The 21551-nt window shown below is 63.8% G+C and carries 20 protein-coding genes and 1 pseudogene; 8 read left to right on the top strand and 13 right to left on the bottom strand.

The annotated features are described in order from the left end of the window. Positions 1 to 14: 14 nt before the first annotated feature. A complete protein-coding gene (locus tag VMP31_RS07480; protein WP_325505624.1) occupies positions 15 to 449 on the top strand; it encodes a hypothetical protein in 435 nt (144 codons plus the stop codon). A 4-nt stretch (positions 450 to 453) separates the two neighbouring features. On the opposite strand, the gene VMP31_RS07475 is transcribed toward VMP31_RS07480, so the two are convergent. After that, entirely contained in the window at positions 454 to 1008 is a 555-nt protein-coding gene (locus VMP31_RS07475) for an isoprenylcysteine carboxylmethyltransferase family protein (RefSeq protein ID WP_325505622.1), read from the bottom strand. A gap of 302 nt (positions 1009 to 1310) precedes the next feature. Between VMP31_RS07475 and VMP31_RS07470 the strand changes: the two genes are divergently transcribed. Genes VMP31_RS07470 through VMP31_RS07445 form a run of 6 tightly spaced genes read left to right on the top strand, consistent with a single transcriptional unit; the run spans position 1311 to position 5693 of the window. Then, positions 1311 to 1718 (top strand): beta-hydroxyacyl-ACP dehydratase, encoded by a 408-nt coding sequence (locus VMP31_RS07470; protein WP_325505620.1) that lies wholly within the window; start codon positions 1311 to 1313, stop codon positions 1716 to 1718. Continuing rightward, complete coding sequence (locus tag VMP31_RS07465; RefSeq protein WP_325505618.1) at positions 1711 to 2595, top strand: ABC transporter ATP-binding protein; 885 nt, start codon at positions 1711 to 1713, stop codon at positions 2593 to 2595. Before VMP31_RS07470 ends, VMP31_RS07465 begins: the two co-directional genes overlap by 8 nt. Further along, a complete protein-coding gene (locus VMP31_RS07460) occupies positions 2592 to 3776 on the top strand; it encodes an ABC transporter permease (RefSeq protein WP_325505616.1) in 1185 nt (394 codons plus the stop codon). Before VMP31_RS07465 ends, VMP31_RS07460 begins: the two co-directional genes overlap by 4 nt. Further along, positions 3758 to 4024, top strand: coding sequence for an acyl carrier protein (locus VMP31_RS07455; RefSeq protein ID WP_325505614.1), 267 nt, complete (start codon positions 3758 to 3760; stop codon positions 4022 to 4024). The genes VMP31_RS07460 and VMP31_RS07455 overlap by 19 nt, the downstream gene beginning before the upstream one ends. Continuing rightward, entirely contained in the window at positions 4021 to 5145 is a 1125-nt protein-coding gene (locus tag VMP31_RS07450) for a beta-ketoacyl synthase N-terminal-like domain-containing protein (RefSeq protein ID WP_325505612.1), read from the top strand. Before VMP31_RS07455 ends, VMP31_RS07450 begins: the two co-directional genes overlap by 4 nt. Next, positions 5136 to 5693 (top strand): hypothetical protein, encoded by a 558-nt coding sequence (locus tag VMP31_RS07445; RefSeq protein WP_325505610.1) that lies wholly within the window; start codon positions 5136 to 5138, stop codon positions 5691 to 5693. The genes VMP31_RS07450 and VMP31_RS07445 overlap by 10 nt, the downstream gene beginning before the upstream one ends. 122 nt (positions 5694 to 5815) lie before the next feature. Here VMP31_RS07445 and VMP31_RS07440 read toward each other — a convergent pair whose 3' ends face one another. Genes VMP31_RS07440 through VMP31_RS07425 form a run of 4 tightly spaced genes read right to left on the bottom strand, consistent with a single transcriptional unit; the run spans position 5816 to position 9318 of the window. Further along, positions 5816 to 6814, bottom strand: a complete 999-nt coding sequence (locus tag VMP31_RS07440) for a BtrH N-terminal domain-containing protein (RefSeq protein ID WP_325505608.1) — start codon at positions 6812 to 6814, stop codon at positions 5816 to 5818. After that, a complete protein-coding gene (locus VMP31_RS07435) occupies positions 6811 to 7218 on the bottom strand; it encodes a hypothetical protein (protein WP_325505606.1) in 408 nt (135 codons plus the stop codon). Before VMP31_RS07435 ends, VMP31_RS07440 begins: the two co-directional genes overlap by 4 nt. Next, positions 7215 to 8381 (bottom strand): beta-ketoacyl-ACP synthase III, encoded by a 1167-nt coding sequence (locus VMP31_RS07430; RefSeq protein WP_325505604.1) that lies wholly within the window; start codon positions 8379 to 8381, stop codon positions 7215 to 7217. Before VMP31_RS07430 ends, VMP31_RS07435 begins: the two co-directional genes overlap by 4 nt. A 19-nt stretch (positions 8382 to 8400) precedes the next feature. Further along, the gene (locus VMP31_RS07425) at positions 8401 to 9318 is read right to left on the bottom strand and encodes a dialkylrecorsinol condensing enzyme (protein WP_325505603.1); all 918 of its coding nucleotides are present in this window, start codon (positions 9316 to 9318) and stop codon (positions 8401 to 8403) included. 86 nt (positions 9319 to 9404) lie between these two features. Here VMP31_RS07425 and VMP31_RS07420 point away from each other — a divergent pair, with 86 nt between their 5' ends. Beyond that, positions 9405 to 9800: a DUF2141 domain-containing protein gene (locus tag VMP31_RS07420; protein WP_325505601.1), complete on the top strand. Its 396-nt coding sequence runs from the start codon at positions 9405 to 9407 to the stop codon at positions 9798 to 9800. Between the two features lie 22 nt (positions 9801 to 9822). Here the strand turns inward: VMP31_RS07420 and VMP31_RS07415 are convergent, their stop codons facing one another. From VMP31_RS07415 to VMP31_RS07380, 8 genes and pseudogenes are all read right to left on the bottom strand, one after another. After that, positions 9823 to 10383 carry a lipocalin family protein gene (locus VMP31_RS07415; protein ID WP_325505599.1) on the bottom strand — a complete coding sequence of 187 codons (561 nt, stop codon included), beginning with the start codon at positions 10381 to 10383 and terminating at the stop codon, positions 9823 to 9825. Next, on the bottom strand, positions 10380 to 10634 hold the full coding sequence (gene bamE / locus VMP31_RS07410) for an outer membrane protein assembly factor BamE domain-containing protein (protein ID WP_325505597.1): 255 nt from the start codon (positions 10632 to 10634) through the stop codon (positions 10380 to 10382). The genes VMP31_RS07415 and bamE overlap by 4 nt, the downstream gene beginning before the upstream one ends. Positions 10635 to 10702: 68 nt before the next feature. Then, a pseudogene (locus VMP31_RS07405) lies at positions 10703 to 11324 on the bottom strand (DUF924 family protein). A 3-nt stretch (positions 11325 to 11327) separates the two neighbouring features. Beyond that, entirely contained in the window at positions 11328 to 12335 is a 1008-nt protein-coding gene (locus VMP31_RS07400) for a class 1 fructose-bisphosphatase (protein ID WP_325505595.1), read from the bottom strand. An 81-nt stretch (positions 12336 to 12416) separates the two neighbouring features. Then, a complete protein-coding gene (locus VMP31_RS07395; protein ID WP_325505593.1) occupies positions 12417 to 14372 on the bottom strand; it encodes an autotransporter domain-containing protein in 1956 nt (651 codons plus the stop codon). A 143-nt stretch (positions 14373 to 14515) separates the two neighbouring features. Next, positions 14516 to 16162 carry a histidine kinase N-terminal 7TM domain-containing diguanylate cyclase gene (locus VMP31_RS07390; protein ID WP_325505591.1) on the bottom strand — a complete coding sequence of 549 codons (1647 nt, stop codon included), beginning with the start codon at positions 16160 to 16162 and terminating at the stop codon, positions 14516 to 14518. Positions 16163 to 16379: 217 nt separating this feature from the next. Continuing rightward, positions 16380 to 17747 (bottom strand): DUF3999 domain-containing protein, encoded by a 1368-nt coding sequence (locus VMP31_RS07385; protein WP_325505589.1) that lies wholly within the window; start codon positions 17745 to 17747, stop codon positions 16380 to 16382. Beyond that, a complete protein-coding gene (locus tag VMP31_RS07380) occupies positions 17744 to 21361 on the bottom strand; it encodes a DUF2339 domain-containing protein (protein ID WP_325505587.1) in 3618 nt (1205 codons plus the stop codon). The genes VMP31_RS07385 and VMP31_RS07380 overlap by 4 nt, the downstream gene beginning before the upstream one ends. Positions 21362 to 21551: the final 190 nt, after the last annotated feature.

Genomic DNA, 21551 nt, shown 5'->3' with positions numbered 1-21551 from the left:
AAAAGGAGTTCAGCATGCCAACAAGGATATTTGCCTTAGCTTTCGTAATGTTTTGCACCCTGCTCGCCGGTTGCGGCGGCAAGGATGACCCGCAGGCAGCATTGGAAGCAGCCGTGCAACAGCTGCAGGACAATCTGGAAGCGAAGAAAAACAGCGCGGTACTCGACCAGCTGCACTCGCAGTTCTCGGCCCAAGGGGAGTTCGACCGCGAGTGGGCGCAGCGCACCATGTTGCTGCTGTTTATGCGCCACAAGAACATCAAGGTGCTGGCCCTGAGCAAGAACAGCTACCTCGATGCGACCTACCGCGAAAAAGGCCACACCGAGGCCCAGGTCGGCCTGGCCGGTGCCGAAGGCCTGATCCCGGACAGCGCCCGTCACTACAGCGTGAAGATGGAGTGGTGGCTGGAAGGCGATGAGTGGAAACTGGCGCGGCTGAATTGGGAATGACCGATCAAAAGAGCCAGGGAATAAACATCCTACTGCGCTGCATATAGTCACGGTATGCCTCGCCAAACTGCTGCAAACACTCGGCCTCATCACGCTTGGCGGTCAGCCAGAGCGCCAGGCTAGCCAGCAGCCCCAGAGCCAGACTCAAGCCATTGGGCTGCTTGCAGGCCACGCCCCAGGCCAGTAACAGCAGCGAGGCGTACAGCGGGTGGCGGATCAGGCGGAAGATGCCGCTGGTCACCAGTTGCGAGGTGCGCTCGAAGGCGAACAGCTCGGCGTCCGTACGCTGCCCATCGGGGCGGCCCATGCGCCGTAGCTGATAGAGACCGGCAAACAGCAGCAGCAAGGATGCGAACAACAGCAGCCAGGACAGGCGCTGATGCAGGGCAAAACGGTCGACAAACCAGACCGGCGCGTTAAGCACCAGCAAGGCCAGAATCGCCTCCCAGGCGAAGAAGCGGTAGAAGCCATGGGACTGTGGACGGCGCACGGCCCGCCAGGACAGCGCCAGCAGCATCAGCGTCCCCAGCACAAAAGCCAACCCCTGCAACCATGCCATAAAATCTTCTCCAACTCCGCCCGTTAGCAGGCTGTTGAAAAACTACCTGCGTGGGCAATCCTGCGTTAAAAACGGCCTCGGCAAGCCGCTTGCGGCTAACGCGCTCCAGCGCGACCCGAAGGGCGAGTGAAACGAGTAATGCTCATTTACAACCAGTAAACTCCGCTTCCTCGGCCGTTTTTGCCTTGTCTTGCCTGCCTCGCCTACGTTTTTCAACGGCCTGCTAGCCCCTCAAAGCCAGGCGCTGCGCGACCTGCAGCCCCTCTGTTACACTGCCGGCCTCTTTGCTTCGGCCGCCCGCAATGGATCGCACTCAACTGCACAGCCTGCTGCCCCACCAAGGCCCAGCCCTCTGGCTGGATGGCCTGTTGGCGCATGACAGACTGAGCATTCAGGGCCTGAGTGCCTGGCGCTTTCTCGAGACCTTTGGTGCCAACGCCTCGCCCTGCCTGCTGTTCGAAGCAGCGGCCCAGTTGTGCGCCGCGCATGGTGCCTTATACGGCGATGCCAGTGCCATTGAAATGGCCCTGGTCGGCAAGCTCTCGCAGTTGCAGCTGCACCATGAACCGACGCAGCGCAGCGGCGCATTGCAGGTCAGCGCCAACCAGGAGGCGCTGAGCCCGGCAGGCGCGCTGTATGCCTTCAGTATCCACAGCGAGCAACGCCTGCTGCTCGACGGCAAACTGCTGCTGGTGTTGATCCATGCTTGAACTGCGCCACGTCGGCCACAGCTATCCGGGTGCCAGCCGCGCCGCGCTGCAGGGTATCGACCTGCAGCTGCAGGCCGGCGAATGCCTGGGCCTGCTCGGCAGCAATGGTGCCGGCAAGACAACCCTGCTGTCGCTGCTTAGCGGCGTGCTGGCGCTGCAACAGGGCGAGCTGCGCTGGGAAGGTCAACCCAGGCTCGGCCTGGTGCCGCAGCAGCTGGCCTTCTACGCCGGGCTCAAGGTGGGCGAGAACCTCGAACTGTTTGCCGACCTCTATCGCCTGCGCGGCACCGAACGCCGGCAACGCCTGCAGCAGTGCATCGATATCTGCGCCCTGGAAGACAAGCTGACGCGACGCAGCGAGCAGCTGTCCGGCGGCGAACAGCGGCGGCTGAATTTCGCCATCGGCCTGCTGCAACCGGCCGAACTCTATCTGTTCGATGAAGCCACCGTGGGCGTAGACGCCGCGAGTCGCCAGCACCTGCTGACCGCCGTCGAGCAACTGACGGCCGACGGCAAGGCGGTGATCTACACCAGCCACTACCTGGAAGAAGTCGAGCGAGTGGCGCAACGCATCCTGCTGCTGCACGAAGGCCAGGTGCGCCTGGATCTGGACAAACGCCAACTGCTCGGCGACGACCACGGCCTGCTGCTGGAATGGCCGGACAACGCGCCCGCAGGCCTGAGCGAACTGCTCGCGCGTCTGCACCTGAGCGCTGAAACCCTACCCAAGGGCCTGCGTATCGCAGCCCTGAATGGCCAGCAGCTGCTGGCAATCACCGAATTTGTTGCCGCCCAAGATGGCCTGCCCAATCTGCTGCGCTTTGGCCGCCCCTCACTTGAGCAGCTCTATCTGCGCCTTAACGGAGGCCGGCTATGAGGCTCTGGGCGCTGGTGCGCAAGGAAGCGCTGTTGCTGCTGCGCGACCCCCATGCGCTGGCCGTGCTGTTTATTATGCCGACCCTGTTTCTGCTGCTAATGGCCGGGGCCATGTCCAGCTATATGCAGGATAAACCGCCGGCGCTGCGCCTGATTATCGAAGCACCGCGCGACGACGCCAGCCAGTTCTTCCGCGACGCCTTGCAGGCGCAATTACCCGACAGCCAGCTATTCGACGAAAGCAGCGAAAGCCTGGCCCATGTGCGCCTGCCCGCCGACTTCGCCGATAAGCTGCTGGATAGCCCGCACCAGGGCCCCAGCCTGAGTTTCCCGGCGCAATTCGACAAACTCTCGCGCCAGCGCCTGCATAGCGCGGTGAGCATTGCCCTGGCGCAAACCCGGCTGCTGGCTTATCTGGAAGACAGCGGCGTAGTTGATGCCGAACTAAGCCGCGCCGAGCGATTGGAGCTGGTACAGCAGCGCACCCAGAGCCAGATTGATGAGCAGGAACAACTGGCCAGCGGCGATCTTAGCGGCCGCGCCAACGCCACCCAGCTGAGCGTGCCGGCCTGGTTGATTTTCGGCATGTTCTTCGTCGTCCTGCCCATGGCCGGAGGCTTTCAGCGCGAACAGCAGAGCGGCACCCTGCTGCGCCTACGCTGCCTGGGCTTGAACCTCGGCACCCTGGTGCTAAGCAAACTGCTGCCGTACTTGGCGATCAATCTCCTGCAATTCGTTCTGCTGTTGAGCATTGGCGTCTACGGCCTGCCGCTGCTTGGCCTGTCGGCGCTAAGCCTGCCCGGCAGCGCCATGGCCTATCCGCTATTGGCACTCAGCATCGCTCTGGCCACCTGCAGCCTGGGCTTGCTGCTGGCCGCATTGGCGCGCAGCAGCGAACAGGCGCTGCTGCTCGGTGGCGGCATCAATATCCTGCTCGCCGCGATTGGCGGGATTATGGTGCCGAAGAGCGTAATGCCGGCAGCCATGGCCCAGCTGGCGGAAATTTCCCCGATGAGCTGGGCGCTGGACGCCTTTCTCACCCTGCTGGTGGGCCACGGCTCACTGGCCGACATCGCCCCCTACTGCGCGCGCCTGCTGCTATTTGCAGCGCTGTGCGGCATAGCCGGGCTGCTTCTGTTCACCCGACGAGTACAGCGCACGCAATGGACCACTCACTACTAGAACAACAACTCAAGCAACTGCTGATCCGCGAGTGCGACAAGGAAGACGATATCGACTGGCAGAGCATCGCCGACGACGAACCGCTGTTCGGCGCAAAAAGCCGCATCGCGATGGACAGCCTCGACGCCCTGCAAGTCTCCCTGGCCCTGCAGCAGCACTACGGCGTACGCATTGAGGGCGCTAAAGACGGCCGACGCATCCTCGGCAGCATCGCCAGCATTGCCGCCTATATCCGGCAACAGCAGTGACCCCGATCTACCTGCAACGCGCCGCCCTGCACTGCGCTCTGGGCGATAACCTGCACAGCGCCGCTCAAGCTTTGCATACGGGCCAGCTGCCACAGGGCGAGGCCTTTGTGCTGCATGAAGTGCATGAGCCGCGCAATTATCTGTACGCCGCTAAAACCGGCGAAAACCTGAGTAAGCGCCTGGATCGCCTGCTGGGCGAAACCCTCGGCGCAAATCCCCAGGCACTCGACGACTGCCTGCTGATCATCGCCAGTACCAGCCTGGATATCAGCGAACTGGAAGCCCTGACCAGCCAGCAACAAGGCTTTCTCCCGGAAGATTCGACGCCGCTGGATTTGCTCGCCAACCAGCTGCGCCAGCGCTGGGGTTTTGCCGCTGCCTTTACCCTGAACACCGCCTGCACCAGCGCTGCCAACGGCCTGCTGTATGGTGCCCGGCTGATCAACGCCGGTCAGTACACCCGCGCCCTGGTGCTGAGTTTCGAAACACCCAGCGCCATCGCCATGCAGGGTTTCGGCGCGTTGATGCTGACCAGTCCCAGCGGCCAGTACCGCCCGTTTCACCCCGAGCGCGACGGCCTACTGCTGGGCGAAGCCTATGCCGCCGTGCTGCTCAGCCGCGAGCCGGGTGACGCACCACTGGCGCGCCTGCTCGGCGGCTTTAGCGCCTGCGACACCAGCAGCCTGACCACCACCCGCGAAGATGGCAGCCATATCCATTGGGTGATGCAACAAGCCCTGCGCAGCGCCGGCTGTGCGGCTGCGCAGATCGACCTGGTGAAACTGCACGGCACCGCCACCAGCGCCAACGATGAAGCCGAAAGCAATGGCATGCGCCTGTTGTATGGCGAACAGATGCCGGCCTTGAGCCTGCTCAAACCCTGGCTCGGCCATACCCTGGGCGCCTGCGGCCTAAGCGAAAGCCTGCTGCTGCTCCAGGCCCTGCAAAACGGTCCGCTGCCCGGCGTGAGCTACGCCAGCCAAGCCATGCTGCCATTAAGCGCAGAGCCGCAGATGCTGGCGGCAGACAGCCTGCTACTGACCAACTTCTTCGGCTTTGGCGGCAATAACGCCAGCCTGGTTCTGCAAGGCTGCAGCACGGGAGAAACCCTATGCCGGTAATCGCCGCCAGCGAAATCCGCGGCCTGGCCACTACCTGCGACAAGCAGCTGAAGGCCGCTCTGGGTCAGTGGCTGGACAGCCCACCCCGGCGTATCGACCGGTTGATCCTGCAATGCCTGCTAGCCGCCGCTCCACTGAAGCGCCAGGTACGCAGCAACTGCGGCCTGTATCTGGCCTCCGCCCATCCGGCGCGGGCCACCATGGGCGCTCTGCTGGAAGCGGTGTGCGTGCAGCACAAGCAGCCCAAACCCTTCGAGTTTGTGAATAGCGTGAGCAACGCCGCCGGCTTTTATATCGCCCAGCAGCTCGGCATCGACGGGCCAAATCTGTTTATCGGCGCGGGCGAGCAAGTCTGGGCGCAGTTACAGGCCCTAGCCAATCTGGATTTGCAGGATGGTTTGATTGAGCAGGCATTGTTGCTGGTCTGCGATGAGCGCGGGGATTTCTGTGTGCAGGCTGTGCTGCTGGAAGGGCAAGCTGCGGGCGCGTACGCCAACAGTTTTGCCGAACTCAGTGCAGGCACCGAGGTGTTGCGGATCAATCTGTAGATGGGTCGGACCGCACAGGTACCAACCCATCACCACCCAATGACAACCGATGGGTTGGCACCCATCTACGAATCACAGCGTCTCGTAGGAGCGGGCCATGCCCGCGAAGTTTGCGGGTATGGCTATTTGCGCTTGCTCCAGGCCGCCAGCTCCTTCATCAACCCACGCTCCTGCAGGGCAATCCCGCGCAGGCTTGCGGCGATGGGCGCGAAGTTGGGCGTCTCGCCCTTATTGCGGCTGGCGCGCACGCAGGCCGAGGCGAACTGGCGCCAGTTGTCGCCGATGGCGGTGAGTTGCGCCGAGGCCTCTTGCAGATTGCTGTCGCCCAGTTTCTCGCCAGCCTCCTGCAGAAAGCTCGCATACATAAAGCGGAAACCCGCGCCGCCGGTGCCGATCTCTTCCTGCATACGCACGATATGGGTCAGGTACAAGCGGTTGTATTTGCTCTGCGCCGGGTCGAGCTTATCGACCTGCTTGGCCAGATGCTGAATGCCGCGAATACCGATCCATGGCAGCGGCATGCCGTCGAGAATGCGCGTAGTCGACAGTACGCTCTGGCGGATCAGCTTGTTCCAGTCCTGCTCCAGCGGCACGTCGTCAAGCCAGTACATCAGCCCTTTGGCCGCCAATGCGCCCTTGGCAAAGCGGGCTTTTTGCAGGTCTTCGACGGCGCAGCGCACCGGCTCTTCGAACACCGGATCGCTGATCAGGTATTCATTGCCCTCGCGCCCATAGGCCAGCAGATTGTGTGCGTTGAAGTGAAAGCGCATCTCCGGCGGAAAATACGGCAACCAGAACACCGAACTCTGCAGCCCGGCCAGGCGGCCGCTGTCCAGCGCTGCATCCAGCTCACGACGACCCTGCTCGGGATCGCCAAAGGTACGCGTGTGCAGGCGTGCGCCAAGGCGTTTGCTCAGGGTTTTGATCAGGTGCTTGGGCGGCATGCGGTAGGCAATCAGCGGCATACCGCTGAGTTTGACGATCGGCAGATAAGCGAAAGCTAGGCCGGAGGCCAAACCAAAGGCCATCGGCTCGCTTATCGGCAGACCGGCATGGGTCAACAGGCTAGCCATCACCCCGCTTTCGCAGTGGGCGCTCTGTTGATGCTGAAAACTGCTCATGCCATGCCCTTCTGGTAGGTGGTCAATTGCTCAACGGGCAGGCCAAAGGCCTCGGCGTAACGCGCCAGAATGGCGGCCGACAAACGCCGATAAATGGCCGGACGAAAGTGCCGACGGATGCGCCACTGCCACAACCCGGTGATCTGCGACAGCGCCGGTTCATCCAGGCGATAGCGGTACATCAGGCACTTCAGTGGCGACAGCTCGCCGCGCTGCCAGCCCGCTTCGGCCTCGGCTTCCTGCTCCTGCAGCTCGGCCACGGCCAGCTGAGTGGCGAAGGCTTCCGGCTCCCAGCCATCGCTCTGCGCGCCCTGATAATGGCCACTGGCATCCACCGCATAGACCAGCTTGCTGTGGCCACCGTAGGTGGAACTGTGATCCTGGGGAACTTCATCGAGCTTCATGCGTTATCACCATCCTGGCCCACCACTGTCAGCTGCATAAAGGCGCTGGAGAAACGCCCGCTTTCCGGCACATAGCAGAGCAGGCGCTGGCCGCTGCGCAGGCGGCCTGAATTGAACAGTTCTTCGAGCATGATAAAGATCGACGCCGCGCCGGTATTGCCCTTGCGGGTCAAATTGGTAAACCAGCGTTCCTGCGCAATAGGCAAGCCCGCATTGGCCAGGCCCACGGCCAGACGCTCGCGGAAGAACTCCGAGCTGTAATGCGGGAGGAAATAATCGACCGCGTCGGCATGCAGTTCACGCCGCGCCATAATGCGCTTAAGCGTCTCTTCCACCGTGTATTTGACGATATTGTCGTTAAGCAGTTTGACGTCCTGCTTGATCGCCATCAGCGAGCAACGGTTGCGCTCGGCACCTTCATAGCGGCTCCAGCCCTGTAGCTGGCCGTCGACCATTTCCGCCCCGGCGTACATGCATGGCGGCATCTGATCGGCGAAGGAGAAGATGTCGATCCAGTCGATGCGCAGACTCAGACCCGTGCGGTTCGGCTGGCCTTGCAGCAGTACGGCACCGGCGCCATCGGAGAGCATCCAGCGCAGAAAGTCCTTCTCAAAGGCGATCTCCGGATGGGTTTCCAGCTCGTCGAGGCGGCTCTCGTACTCGGCGTTGAAGTTGCTCGCCTGCATCAGGGTCGAAGCCACTTCCGAGCCACAGGCCACGGCGTTGCGGCTTTCGCCACTGGCCACGCTCATCCAGGCATATTTCAGCGCGGTCATGCCGCACAGGCAGATACCCGCGGTGGAGACCACTTCGCAGGGCGGATTGCCCAGCTCGCCCTGGACCATCACCGCATGGCCAGGCATGACCTGATCCGGCGAGGCACTGCTGGCCACCAGGCAATCGAGATCATCCAGCTGGAAATCGCCGCCCAACAGGCCGCGAATCGCGGCCGCGCTGACTTGGGCATTGTTCATGCTCGGCGCGCCGGTCTGCGGGTCGATCACATAGTGACGCTGGACAATGCCATTGCTGCGCAGAATCAGCTTGCGCGCACGCGACGGTTTGCCGCCGACCAGACCCAGGCGCGCTTCCATCTGCTCGTTGTCGACCGGCGCATGGGGCAGAAAGGCGCTGATGCGATTGATAAATACGGGTTGTACCACGGGGTTTCCTCGGGTCACTTCACTCGCCAGACGGACCGGCGAAGTAGGCCTTCTCACGCTGCGTTCGCTCCGTGAACAGAGGTGCCAGCATTTTTTTAAGCAAGGCACTGAGCGGCACTACAGTGACGATCAGGCACAACAGAAAAACGATATACACCACCAGCCCGACCGCACGGCGACGGCTCTGCTGCGGGCCTAAAGCGGCCAGTAAGCGGCTCCATAACTGGAAGCTGCGATTGCCGACCTTCTCGCTGGCGATCAGCTTTTCATCAATTCGCACCGCGCCAAGCCCGGCCAGCATGGGTTGCTCGATCGGCAGACTATCGGCCGTCAGCCGCTGCACCATGGCCTGGCCAAAACGGCTGGCGGCGACAATTTCCTCCTCATCAATACCGGCGCGCGGCACCCAGCTGTAAGGCTTCTGCCGTCCGGTAAACAGCCACAAGGGCGTTGCCAGAAAGCTTGCCGCGGTACCGCAGGCATCGGTCAGGGCGATATTGTCCACCAGTCGCGCACCCAGCTCAGCAAGCCGTGCCTTGACCTTTTCCTGGGCCATCAGCCACATATTGCGGCAGCCGATCAGGGTCACCACGGGTGCGCCCTTGAGCAGCTGCGCCGCTTCAGGCGAGGCGAGAAAGGCGGTCATCGGCTGCGATGGCGAAAGGAACCACACCTGATAGGCCAGGATCACCAGGTCATAACGCTTGCTCGCATCCACCGCCAACGGCAGCAGAGGCTGCGGGCGCATCAGCACGGTTTCCGGAAAAATCCGGAAAAAGTCGAGAAACGGCCAGGGAAAGGGGTAAGGTTGTGCGGGTTGCAGCTGGAGAAAATCCAGCTGAATATCGCCGTGCTGCTGCAGCGGCCCACAGACTGACTGCGCCAACCTGTCTAGCTGGCCGGTTTGCGAAAAATGAACGATCAAGACCTGACGCATCGCCAGCCAATCCCCTGCAAAATGCCCGGATTATGCCACAGAGAATTCTTCAAACCGTAAAGAAGGCCGGGTATCAAACCGGGCTGATGCTGCTACTGAGCTGCCCGCTGGCCCAGGCTGGCGACATCCTGGTCAAAGTAGAGGGCAGTCACGCCAGCGGCGACCTCTACCTGGCACTGGTCGCCGTCGAGCCGCACTGGCCCGAACAACCGCTGCTGCAGCTGCGCAGCAGCGCGGCCGTGGTGCGACTGGTGGATATTGCCCCGGGGCGCTACGCCATCCAGCTGTTTCAGGACAGCAACGGCAATGGCCGACTCGACCACAGCCGGCGCGGGATTCCCCTCGAACCCGTGGGTTTTTCCGGCAACCCGCCACTGGTCAATGGCAAACCTGCGCCCCTCGACTGCCTGTTCGAACATGGCGAGGCGGACACCCAGCTGAGCATCCGCCTGCATAGCCCAAAAGCCAAAGCCAAGCCCTAGCAGGCCGCTACAAAACGACCTGCTAGGGCTCGATCTGCTGGTTGCTGCTGCGCCAGATCAAGCGGTCGGTGTCATAGCCACGACTTTGCGCCTCGCTGAGCAGCAGCTCGCGAGTCTGGTCGGCAACGTTCGGGCTGCGCGACAGCAGCCAGAGGTACTTGCGGTTCGGGTGACCGACCAGGGCATTCTGGTAGTCATCGTCCAGGTAGAGCACCCAGTACTCACCCTTGGTCAGCCCTGGCAGCAGACGACTGGCCCAGTTATCGAAACTGACCCAGAGCTTGTTGCTCTGCCCGGCCAACTGCGGCACCGCCTGCCCTTGCGCCTGTTGCCACTCTCCCGTCGTGGTGCGGCAACGATTGCTCACCGCGAGGTTGCCATCCTCCTGCAGGCCGTAGGTTGCCTCGGACTGCGCACAGTGACGCTGGAAGTACATCGGCAGGCGCGCCAGCTCGTACCAGGTGCCCTGATAACGCTCCAGATCGACCCGATCTACTGTTTGCGGTGGTACCACGCCGGTACCCGAATTGGCGCAGCCCGCCAGCACGGCAAGGGCCAGCGCGGCCACCAGCAGACGCATCATTTAAGGCCCTTGCCGGAAAACATCATGACCTTCTCGCCGGCGTACTGGACGCTGATAAAGCGCTGCTCATCGCCCCAGGTGCAACTCGACATGCCCAATGCACCCGCGCACTCACTCGGGCTACCGAGCAGGCTCTCCACCTCGGCCTTGCTCATGCCCGGCTTGAGCTGGGCGTAATTATCCTGATTGACCTTGCCGCAGGCGGCCAGCAGCAGGCAACCGGCGAGTAGAGCGACGACACGCAGAGACATAGGGAAACTCCTGAGGAAAGAACCAAGACCAGCTTGGCATAGCAATGGCGAACTTGCTTGTTTGGATGTTAGAAGCGCGAGCCAGGTTGCAGCAGAAAGGCAGATTCTTCGGCACTGGGGGTGCGCCCGAGAATCTGGTTGCGATGGGGAAAACGGCCAAAGCGGGCAATCACTCGCTGGTGGCGCTCGGCATAGTCCAGATAGCCGGCAAACAGCTCGCGCTCGACGGTTGCGGCCTGTTCAAACAACGCCTGAAACAGCTGCACCGCCTGGTTCTGCAGCGCCAGATCTTCAGCATGCTCCAGCACCAGGTAAGCAAACACCCGCTGGATGGGCTGCAGTTGCCGATCCCAGCCCACGCAGGGCCAACGGACGAGCCAGGACATCGCCGGCAAAGGCACGCGGGGTATCGCGAAAGATCATCCGCGGCAGCTGGTCGAGCAACAGGATGTTGGCCAGCCAACCCTCAGGCTCGCCTTGCCAGTCTTGCAGCTGACCCGCCAGGGCCTGCTCGACCAGCGCGCCAAACTGCTCGCGCGCCTGATCATCCTGGCGGTCCTGCTTGCCGAACCACAGCGCCGTACGGCTGGCTGCCACCTCGGCAGCCGTCACACCTGGGCCGCAGCCGGCCGCACCGAAGCCGGCCGCACCGAACCACCAGTCAAGCAAGGGCTGCCAGGGTTGCTGCATCAATCAGTCCCGGTGGTAAGCCGTGATGCGCAGCACTTCTTCCTTGGAACCGAGGAAGACCGCAACGCGCTGGTGCAGAGAAGTCGGCTGGATATCCAGAATGCGTTGAGTGCCGTTGGTGGCGACGCCGCCGGCCTGCTCAATGATCATCGACATCGGGTTGGCTTCGTACATCAGGCGCAGCTTGCCGGGTTTCTCCGGCTCGCGGCTGTCGCGCGGGTACATGAAGACGCCGCCACGAGTGAGGATACGATGCACGTCGGCAACCATCGCGGCGACCCAACGCATGTTGTAGTTCTTGCCCAGCGGCCCGGTCTCGCCCGCCAGCAGTTCGCTGACGTAACGCTGCACCGGTGCTTCCCAGTGACGCTGGTTGGACATGTTGATGGCGAACTCTTTGGTCGATTCCGGCACCTTGATGTTGTCATGGGTCAGCACGAAACTGCCCAGCTCGCGGTCCAGGGTGAAGCCCTTGACGCCATCGCCGAGGGTCAGCATCAACATGGTCTGCGGGCCGTAGATCGCGTAACCGGCAGCCACCTGCTGGGTGCCCGGCTGGAGGAAGGCTTCCTCGCCGAGATCGCCGACTTCGCCATTGCGATCCGGGCAGCGCAGCACCGAGAAGATGGTACCGACCGAGACGTTGACGTCGATGTTGCTGGAGCCGTCCAGCGGATCGAATACCAGCAGGTAAGCACCCTTCGGGTACTTGCCAGGAATCTGGTAGGCGTTGTCCATTTCTTCCGAAGCCATGCCGGCCAGGTGGCCGCCCCACTCGTTGGCCTCAAGCAGAATCTCGTTGGACAGCACGTCGAGCTTCTTCTGCACTTCGCCCTGCACGTTCTCGGTTTCCATGCTGCCCAGCACACCGCCCAGGGCACCCTTGGACACCTGATGGCTGATCGCTTTACAGGCACGCGCCACCACCTCGATAAGGAAGCGTAGATCGGCCGGAGTGTTATGGCTGCGGGTCTGCTCGATCAGGTAGCGGCTGAGGGTAACGCGGGACATGGAGTGCTCCGGAAGGAAGGAAATCGCGCGCAGTTTACTCCTTTAAGGGCGGCAGTGCCTCCTGCTGCCGCCCGTTGGTCGCTACCAGTTCCAGGTCAACGCCAGGTTGACGCCCTGCTGCTTGTCATCCTCGCCCTTGCGCAGACTGTAGGCCCCGCGCAATGCCAGATCCTTGCTCAGCTGCTGGCTGAAGCCCAGGCTCAGACGGTCCAGGCGGTCGTCCGGTTGATAGCCCTGCAGGGTGAAATCGAGGCTCGGCAGGCTGTTGAGGGCGACATTGAGCTTGGCTGCATCGTCCTCGTACTCCTTCTCACGGGCGATTTCCGCAAACACCTGGGTACTCGCACCGAGCATCCAGTTGCCCTGGAAGCCAAAGCCCAGACGCTTGGAGGTGCGGGTCTGGTCGGCGAAGGTCAATGCGGTCGAACGCGAGCCCGACTCGGCATAACCGTCCACCTCGACCCGCGCGTAGTCCGCGCTGAGGAAGGGGCTCAGGTGCCAGTTGCTGCCGGGCTGGGCGATGTCGTAACCCACCCGCCCGCTCAATGCCCACAACTGGCCTTCGCTATCGCCCTTCTCGCCGGCCTGGGTAATGCCAAGGTCGAATTTGCGCTTGAGGTCCTGGTAGTCGAGGTAGCCCGCACTCGCGGAAAAATCGCCCCACCAGCGGTTGTGCTGGTACTGGGCAAAGGCGGTGGCCAGATAACTGCGCATGTCGTAGTCGGAATCGGCCCTGCCAGCCTGCAGTTCCTGCTCGTACACACCAAGGGACACGCCCACCCGCCAGGCCTCGTCGAGCCGATAGCTGGTGCCCAGGTTGAGGCTGTAGCCATCGCCGTCGGCCCCTGCAGAGGCACGCTGGGAATCGAAGTCCAGACGCTGCCCGGAAGCGGAAACCATCGCCCGCCACTGGCCAACAGGCTGCCAGGCTTCCCAGTCGGCCAGCAGTTGGGTACGCAGCTGGTCCTGGTGCGCGCGCAAGGTGCCATGGGCCATTTCCGGCAACAGGGTCAGCTCCCAGGGCGCAGCCAGAAGAGAATAAGAGTAATCAGCGGCGATCTGTTGCACGGCCGTGGTCGGGTGCACGCTGTCATTGAACATCAGCTTGCTCGGGTCCGGCGTAGCGCTATTGATGCCCCAGGTGGTGTTGACGTTGGCGCAACTGCTGAAGCAGGTGACAGTCAGTTCCTGAGTGGCATCAAAACCATAGGTGCCGGGGGTGGCGAGCACCTCGGTCAACAACAGCGGCAGATTCAGCGGGATGATATTGGCGTTAACGCCGCGCAACTGGCTGACCAGCTCGGTATTGAAATCGCCCACCAGCCCAGAGATGGTGCCCGGCAATGTGGGGAAAAACGCACCCAAAGCAGCCGCGCTCGGCGTGCCACCCACATCGGGCAGCAAAGAAACCATGATGTAGCGCGCGCCAGCAGTTTGCAGGGCCTCGACGCTATCAACCAAACGACCAGCTGCGGCCTGCGCCTGCTGGGTTGCTACATCCGGCAAGGCGAACGGGTTGATGGCTAGCTGAAGAAAGTCATTGCCCCCACCGTTCACATAAAACAGCGTATTAGGGTCAAGGCTCAGGCCACGATTGGCCAGGTCCACAAGGAAACCATCGCGCTGACGAAAAGTAATTCCATTATCAGCAACTACCGAGCCGCCAACTTCGGTAATCGAGTCAAGAATCTGATCGGTGCGATAACCGCCTACGGCCCAGTTGGAACCGTCGGGTAGCCCGGCGTCGGCCAGAACCGAAGACGTCGAAGGGGTTTGCGGGCCCAGGCCCAGCAACTCGCCCAGCAGCATGGGCGAGGTCGAGCCGTATATCTCACCGCTTGCATCGGTAAACAGCGGGCCAATACGGTTGGTGAAGCGCTGGGTTTGAGTGGTCGAATTGGCCGAGTCAGGGAACTGCCCGGCATCGCTGAGGCTGTCGCCAAATACCACCAACCCGGAATAGGGCGAGGCCAGTACAAGGGAGGGGGATGCTGCGAGCAGACATGCCGCTGCTAATGGGGTTAAAAGTCGCTTCATGGGCCACCTGGAAATTTATTTTTATTGGACCTTACCGGCACAGAATGTAGTCAGTTTTGTGAACCAATGCACGGGCTAACGCCAGCCTCACCCATTTGGGTGAGTTCAGGGCTGCGCGGGTTACCTCACGGGTACGCGAAGACCTAGCTGGGCAGCGCGCACACCCGGTTGCGCCCTTCGTGTTTGGCTTGGTACAGCGCCGCATCGGCAACCTGGAGCAACTCGTCGAGCGCCAGGCCCTGCTCGGGCCACAGCGCCAGGCCGGCGGAAAGGGTGACGTAGCGGGCACCGCCGCGAGTGGGCATGGGATGGGCGGCCAGGCTGCGGCAGATGGTGTCCAGGCGCTGACGCGCTTCCTGGCCATCGGCACGGGGCAGGATCAGGAGGAATTCCTCGCCGCCGATGCGGAACAGTGCATCCGAGCTGCGCAGGTTTTCCAGCAGATGCTGAGCCACGCCCTTGAGCACGTCATCGCCTTCCAGATGGCCGTACTCATCGTTGAGCCGCTTGAAATGATCCAAATCGATCAGGGCCAGGGAGATCGGCGTGCGCTCGCGCTGGGCCAGGGCCAGCTCGCGGGCGAAGAACTCGTCCAGGTAGCGGCGGTTGTACAGGCCGGTCAGCGGGTCGCACAGCGCCTGCTCACGCAGCTGCTCATGCAGGTCGGAAATGATCCGCAGGCGCTCTTCGCTGACGGCCAGGGCCTCGGCCAGTTTCAACTCGCTGAGGTGACGCTGAGTGACATCGCGCAAATAGAGCATCTGCCCCAGCACCAGGGTGCCGCGATGAGTCGTGCGCTCGATGGCGCGGATACGCACCTCGAAGTAGCGCGCCGAATTGGCCAGGGCCAGCAATTGCTCCTGCTCGGCCTTGGGCTGGGCGGCCAGCAGCACCTGCAAATCCGCCCCCAGCACCGGCCAGCCCGCCAGCGGCCGCCCCTGCCAGCTACCGGACAAGCCGGAAAGCTTGAGCGCCGCCGGGTTGGCCTCGATCACCCGCAGTTGGGCATCGACCACCAGCACCGGATCGAGCAGCGCATCGAGCAGCAGGTGACGGGCCACCGGCAGCAGATCGAACAGACGCACGCCGACGATCAGCCAGGCGAACGCCAATAGGGTAAAGGCGAAACTGAAGGGCGTGGGGTCGAAGCCGAACAGCATCCAGCCGAACACCACATAGCTGATATTGGCCACCCAGGGGAACACCGTGACCACCGCAAACGCCATAAAATGGCGGCGGTGCACGCCGTAGCTGACCAGCGCCGCACGCAGCACCACCCCTATGCTGAAGGCCATAAACAGATAGAGATAGGCCGCCGCGGCATAAAACAGCGGGCCGTGCTGGTAGCGGATAGGTGCACCCGGGGCATCGCTCAGCGGCGCGGTGCCTGGACCGTAGAACAGGCCATGCCAGGGATTGCTCAGGGCCATCAACCAGATCAGCAGGGGCACCACGGCCAGCCCCAGGGTAGTGCGCAGCGACAATGGCTGGCGCACGCTGTTGACGTACTGCCAGAGGAACATCGCCCAGAAGGTCGGTACCGCGAGAATCCCCGGCCAGGCCATACTGGCCCAGAACACCTTGCACTGCGGGCCCTGCGCGGCCATTTCCAGGCCGGCGGCCACCATCCACCAGATACTGGCCAGGTGCAGCACGATAAAAGTTTCCCGCCCGGGAAAGTAGCGCTGGCGCTTGACCCAGCGCGCCAGCAGCAGCACGCCGCAACACACACAGATCGTCAGCAGCACCGGCGCAGTCAGCGCCCAGGCGGAATCCCCGCAAGCATTCATCGGTTTTGCGCTGCAATGGATAACGGCCCGATACGCCAGCAGCACAGAGCTGCCCGGCCCCCAGAAACGCTGGCGGCAAGAGGCCGCACTGTAGTCGAGATAGCGATACGCAAGGGCCTTCCTGACCTCAAACGTCGATCAATTCAAGCGGCCAACGATACTGTAAAAGCCATTACTGATCATGTGTTTATTTATGGCGACAGGCCAGCATCAACCTTCAGTCGCCCGGCGGCCGGCACAGCAGACTGATGGCCATCCACCCCAGCATGCCCACGCCCAGCAATAGCACCGCCCAGAGCCCCCAGCGCTTCCAGTCGCTGCCGGCGGCAGCGTTAGGCTGCTGCGGCGCCAGTGCAGCCTCCGTCAGCAGCTCGGCACGCCCCAATTGCTGCAGACGCTGCGGCTGATAGCCGGGAATCAGGGTGTTCAGCGGCAGGGCCGCCGACTGCGCCCCCGCGCGGCCCAGCGCCAGCCGATAAGGCCCACTGCCGCGCTGCAGAAACACCAGCTGGCTAGCGCGCACAGCCACCTGCACGGTCGGCGGCTCAGTGCCCAACCCACCGCCGCGCGGATCCACCTGCAGGCGCAGCTGCTGCACCGGCCAGCCCGGCAACTGCAGTTCGTTCTGGCGGATCTCCGTGCCATTTTCCGGCAAGCGATAGAGCAGGCCCTGGGCCAGCGATCGCCAGGCACCCTTGGCTTCGTTGCGGCCACTGACGCGGATGGGGGCCAGGCTGTTGGCCTGACTGAGTTCGACCCTGAGCCGCTCCAGCGGCAGAGCCAGGGGCAGTTGCCACTGGTACTCGCCATCCGGGCTGCGACTGGCCGGCAACGCCTGCGACCACACCAGCGGTGCCGGGGCCTGTTCGCTGCGCTGGCTGTGCAGGGTCGCCGCGGTCAGCTGCGGGGCCTGTTGCGGGCTCTGCCAGAGCAGGCGCAGGTAACGCGCCTTGCGCCCCGGCAGCTCGACCTGGCGCTGTTCGATGCGTTCGCTGCCGAAGGACAGCCGCGCCAGCTGCCCCGTGCCCCAGGGCTGCCAGGTTTGCAGGTCATCGCTGGCCTCGATGCTGAAGCGCTGAAAGCCCTCCTGAGCGCCGACCCAATCCAGCTGCAAACGCACCAACTGCTCCTCGATCGCGCTGGCATCGAGCACCCAGCCACGCAGCTGCGCCGGCTTCGGCGCGGCGTCCGCTTCATCCAGCAGTTCAATCAGGGTGCCGCTGGTACTGCGCTGCACCCGCAAGTTGGGCACGCCACTGGCATCGTCCTGCTCGGCATACAGGGCAAACCAGCGCACCGCCTGTTCCTGCTGGCTGTCGTGCGCCTCGCTCTGCCCCGGCACCAGGGCATAGGCCAGCGCCTGACCCTCGGCATTGAACACCCGCAGGTCACGCAGATCGCCGAAACGTGCGGCAAAATGCAGGGCCATGGGCACTTCCAGACGATACCAGGGGCCTTCGCCGGACAGCGCCAGGGGCAGCTGCACGGTGTAATCCTCCAGGCGCTCCTCAGCCTGGGCGAATGGGCTGAGCAACAGACCGGCGAGCAGACCCCAGCCCAGGTAACACGATTTGACCCTTTTCATAACTGCTCCCGGACTTGCTCGACTTCGGCTTCGGCCTTGCGTGGTGGTAACGGGGCGAAATAGCCGACCACCAGCAGCAATACCCCCACCCCGATAAAGGACACGATGCGCTCCAGGCCACCGCGATTGCCCAGCTCGACAAACAACAGCTTGGCCACCACCACGGCGATCAGCGCCGCGCCGATCAGCCACAACTCACGCTGGCCACGGCGGTTGCCGAGGACCATCAGCGGCAATGCGATCAGGGTCCAGACGATCGACAAGCCGGCCTGCACCAGCATCGAATCGAGCAGCCCATCCAACTGATAAGGCACGCCGCCCCAATGATGAGCGGTGCGCATCACCATGGCGGTGAGCAGGGCGAACAGCGAGGCACCCGCCACTGCCTGAGTCAGCCACTGACTGCGCATGGCGTCCATACCCAACGCCGGCAAGCCCGTACGCGCCCAGGCAAAGGCGGCCCCGAGGGCGAACAACAGGCCCAGCTCCAGCGGGTTGAGCAGCGGCAGATAGGCCAGCGGTTCGGCATCGCCGGCGCTGGCCACGTTGGCCAGCCAGAACCAGCCGAGCATCAGCAGCGCCAGAGGGGCAGCCGCCAGCAGGCGATATTCCCGTGGATAGGCCGCCAGCGGCCAAGGCCACTGCCGCGGCAGGGACATTAGCCATAAATAGCCGCTGGGAAGCAGCGCCCAACCCAGCCAGCGCCAGGCGTTGTAATGCTCGGACAGGGCAAAGAACAGGTAGCGCAACTCCAGCGCCAGGACCCCCAGCAGCAACCAGCAGCCCAGCACATGAGCGGCGCTCAGGGCCCCGGCCGGTAGCTGTGCGGCCAGCCGTCGCAGCGACCAGAAGTGCACGGCGAACAGCAGCGCCCAGCCCAGCCAGCCGAACTGCGCCGCCGGCTGATAGTGCAGGTGCCAGGCGTGCAGCAACACCACGCCGGCCAGGGGGATCAACAGGCCGCACAGCAACGCCAGTTCCGGCCAGCGCGCACGGGGTGCCAGCCAACTGGCCGCCGCTACGCTCAGGGAAGCGACGCCAAGCAAGGCCGCCGCCTGCCATTGCGGCGCGAGGAAACGCAGCACTTCGCTACTCAGCGCCAGCCCCCACCAGGCCGCGCCCCATACCAGCAGCAACTGGGCTAGGCCGAGCAGGCTGAAATTGCCCAGGGCAGCAGGCCCTTCGCGGCGCGCCAGTTGCTGCAGACGCCAGGCCCCGACCAGGGCGGCGATGCCCAGCACCAGTGGCGTCCAGAAGTCCACATGAGCCAGCGGGCGCAGCCCCTCACTGTCCAGCTGGCCGTACAGCAGCGGGCTGACGCCGAGGAACACCAACCCCGCCAGGCCCTGCAGCAATAGACCGAAAACAAAGCTGGCACGCTGCTGCAAGTGCAGGCTAAGCCAGATGATCAACAGCCCGCTGCCGCCCCATACCGCGCTGGCCGTGGCCCAGGGCAGAACGAACAGCACCGCCAGGTTGAGAAATACCAGCCCCACCAGCAGCACCAGGGACAGGCCGCGCAGCAGGCGGCGGTCGGCGCTGACCTGAGGATCGCGCGCCGCCAGCAACATGCCGGCGATCAGGCCCAGACCGATCAAGGAAGAGGTCAGCAGGCCCTGCCAGCCAGCGGCAAAACCGCCACCACCGGTCAGCGCATCGCCGGCCATCTGCGCCATAAACACCAAACCGCCAAGCAGCTGCACGGCGAAGGCGCTGAACAGAAAGCTGCGCGCCGGCAAACGCAGGCCCACGAGCAGGGTCAGCAAACCAGCCACGGCCCAGCTGATGGCTGTGCCCTGGGCGGCAAACAGCAGCGGCGCAATCAGATAAAGGCAGGCCAGGCCACTGCAGGCCAGCAGCGGCAGACCGCGCCGCTCCCAGCTGCTGCTCGCCCCGGGCGGGCTGCGGCGCAACTGCCAGTAGCTGAACAACAAGGCCGCGCCAAGCATCAGCGCGCCCAGGGGCGCACCGTCGAGCAGAGTCCGATAAGCGCCCTCCAGACCCATAACAAAGGCCACGGCCGCGCCGAACTGCAGCAGCAAGGCGAAGGCCCGCGCCAGCCCGCGCTGCTGGCGCAGCCCCAGCCAGTAGATGCCCGCGCCTTCCACCGCCCAGGCCGCCGAGGTCCAGCGCGCGTCCAGGCCCAGGGGAATCGCCAGGCTGCCGAACACCACGCCCAGGGCCAGGCAGGTTTCCACCAGCAGCGTCGCGCGCTCCCCCGTGCGGCCCACCAGCAACCGCGCCAGCAGCAGATAGAACAGGCCCAGAGCCAGGGCGCTGAAGGCCGCGGCAAACTCGATATGCTGCACCAGGGCGAACTGCAGGCCAAAACCCACCAGCGGCGGGCCGAACAGCACGGTGGCGTCGATATAGTCGCCCTGGCGCGCCGCCCAACGCAGCAGCTGATCGCGCTCTTGCGGCGCATCCGCCGCCTCGCGCAGCTTGCGCCGGGCAAACAGCAGGCCGATGGCCACATACATCAGGAAGAACAGCAGCAGGAACGGTTGGGTGCTCCACAGCAGCTCTGGGTTGTAGGAGCGGATACCCCAGGCGAAGCCGATGCCGAAGGTGCCGACAAAACCGATCAGGTTGAGCAAGCGCCAGGCCTTGAACCAGGCGATGGCGAAGATTCCCGCGTTGAGCAGAGCGAAGTAGCTGAACAGCGCCACATGGTTGCCGCTGCCGGTGGAGGTCAGAATCGGCGCGGCGAAACCGCCCAGGGCCGCCGCCGCGGCCAGGCCCAGGGCATCCTGCTTGACCGCCAGAATCGCCGAAAACAGCGTGACCAGTACCAGCAGCCCCAGGGCCAGGCCCGGGTCGAGCAGCGGATGCAGGCGCATGGCGGCGAACACGGTCAGGTACAGCACGGCGATCCCGGTGCCCTGCAACATCAGGGCATACCCCGGATTGCGCAGGCGTAGCCACCAGCCCAAGCCCAGCAGGGCCAGCGCACTGGCGGCGACCCCGGCATAACGCAACTGCACCGGCACCACCATGCCCTCGGTGGCGTAGCGCAACAGGAAGGCCAGGCCGAGAAACAGCAGCACCACGCCCACGCGCAGCACGGTATTACCGCCCAACAACCAGTTCTTGGCGGCACTGAAGCCACGCTCGATCAACGTCGGCTGGCGTGGCGCGGCGGGCTTCCAGGGCGCAGCAGGCTTGCGGGTGAGCTTCGGCTCAGCTGCTTGCGGGGCAGGCGCGGCGGGTTTATCCGGCTCGGGTAGCTCAAAGTCCAGGGACCAGTCCAGCTCCGCCTCGGTGGGCGCTGCACTGGCCGTTTGCGCAGGGGCCGCTTGCACAGGGTCAGCCTGCGCCGGCGCGGGTTCGGCAACAGCGGCCGGCGCGGCAGATGGTTGCGCCACCTCGCTGGCCGTGGCGGCAGGCTGCTCCAGCTTTAGCAGGCGCTCATAGAGGGCGGCCGTGCCCTGCTCGAAACGCTGGGCAAAGGTCTTGAGCTGGGCCTGCAGCGCCGCATTTTCACGCTCCAGCCCATGCAGCCTGAGCGCCTGACCAAGGCCCAGGCCAAGCAGCGCGCCCAGCAGCGAGGCAGTCAGCGTTTCATCCGCCACAGCCCCGAGCACCAGGCCGACCAGCATAAAGATCCATTGCATGCGTGCATTCCCAATCAGCCAAACCCGAACATTCCCTGCCCTCGCCGCGGGCTCGAACTGGCAGCAGTATAGGAGCCCGCCCCGCGCATACCCAGAGAGACGAATGCCGCACGCATCACAGCACAGCAAGAAATTGCCGGGAGCCATTTTCAGCGTTGCGCCGCAATGGCGCGCCCGTAGAGTGCCCACT

This window comes from Pseudomonas sp., assembly GCF_035512415.1.
Lineage (GTDB): Bacteria > Pseudomonadota > Gammaproteobacteria > Pseudomonadales > Pseudomonadaceae > Aquipseudomonas.
The sequence above is the reverse complement of the archived record's forward strand: the minus strand, read 5'-3'. Positions and strand labels throughout refer to the sequence as shown.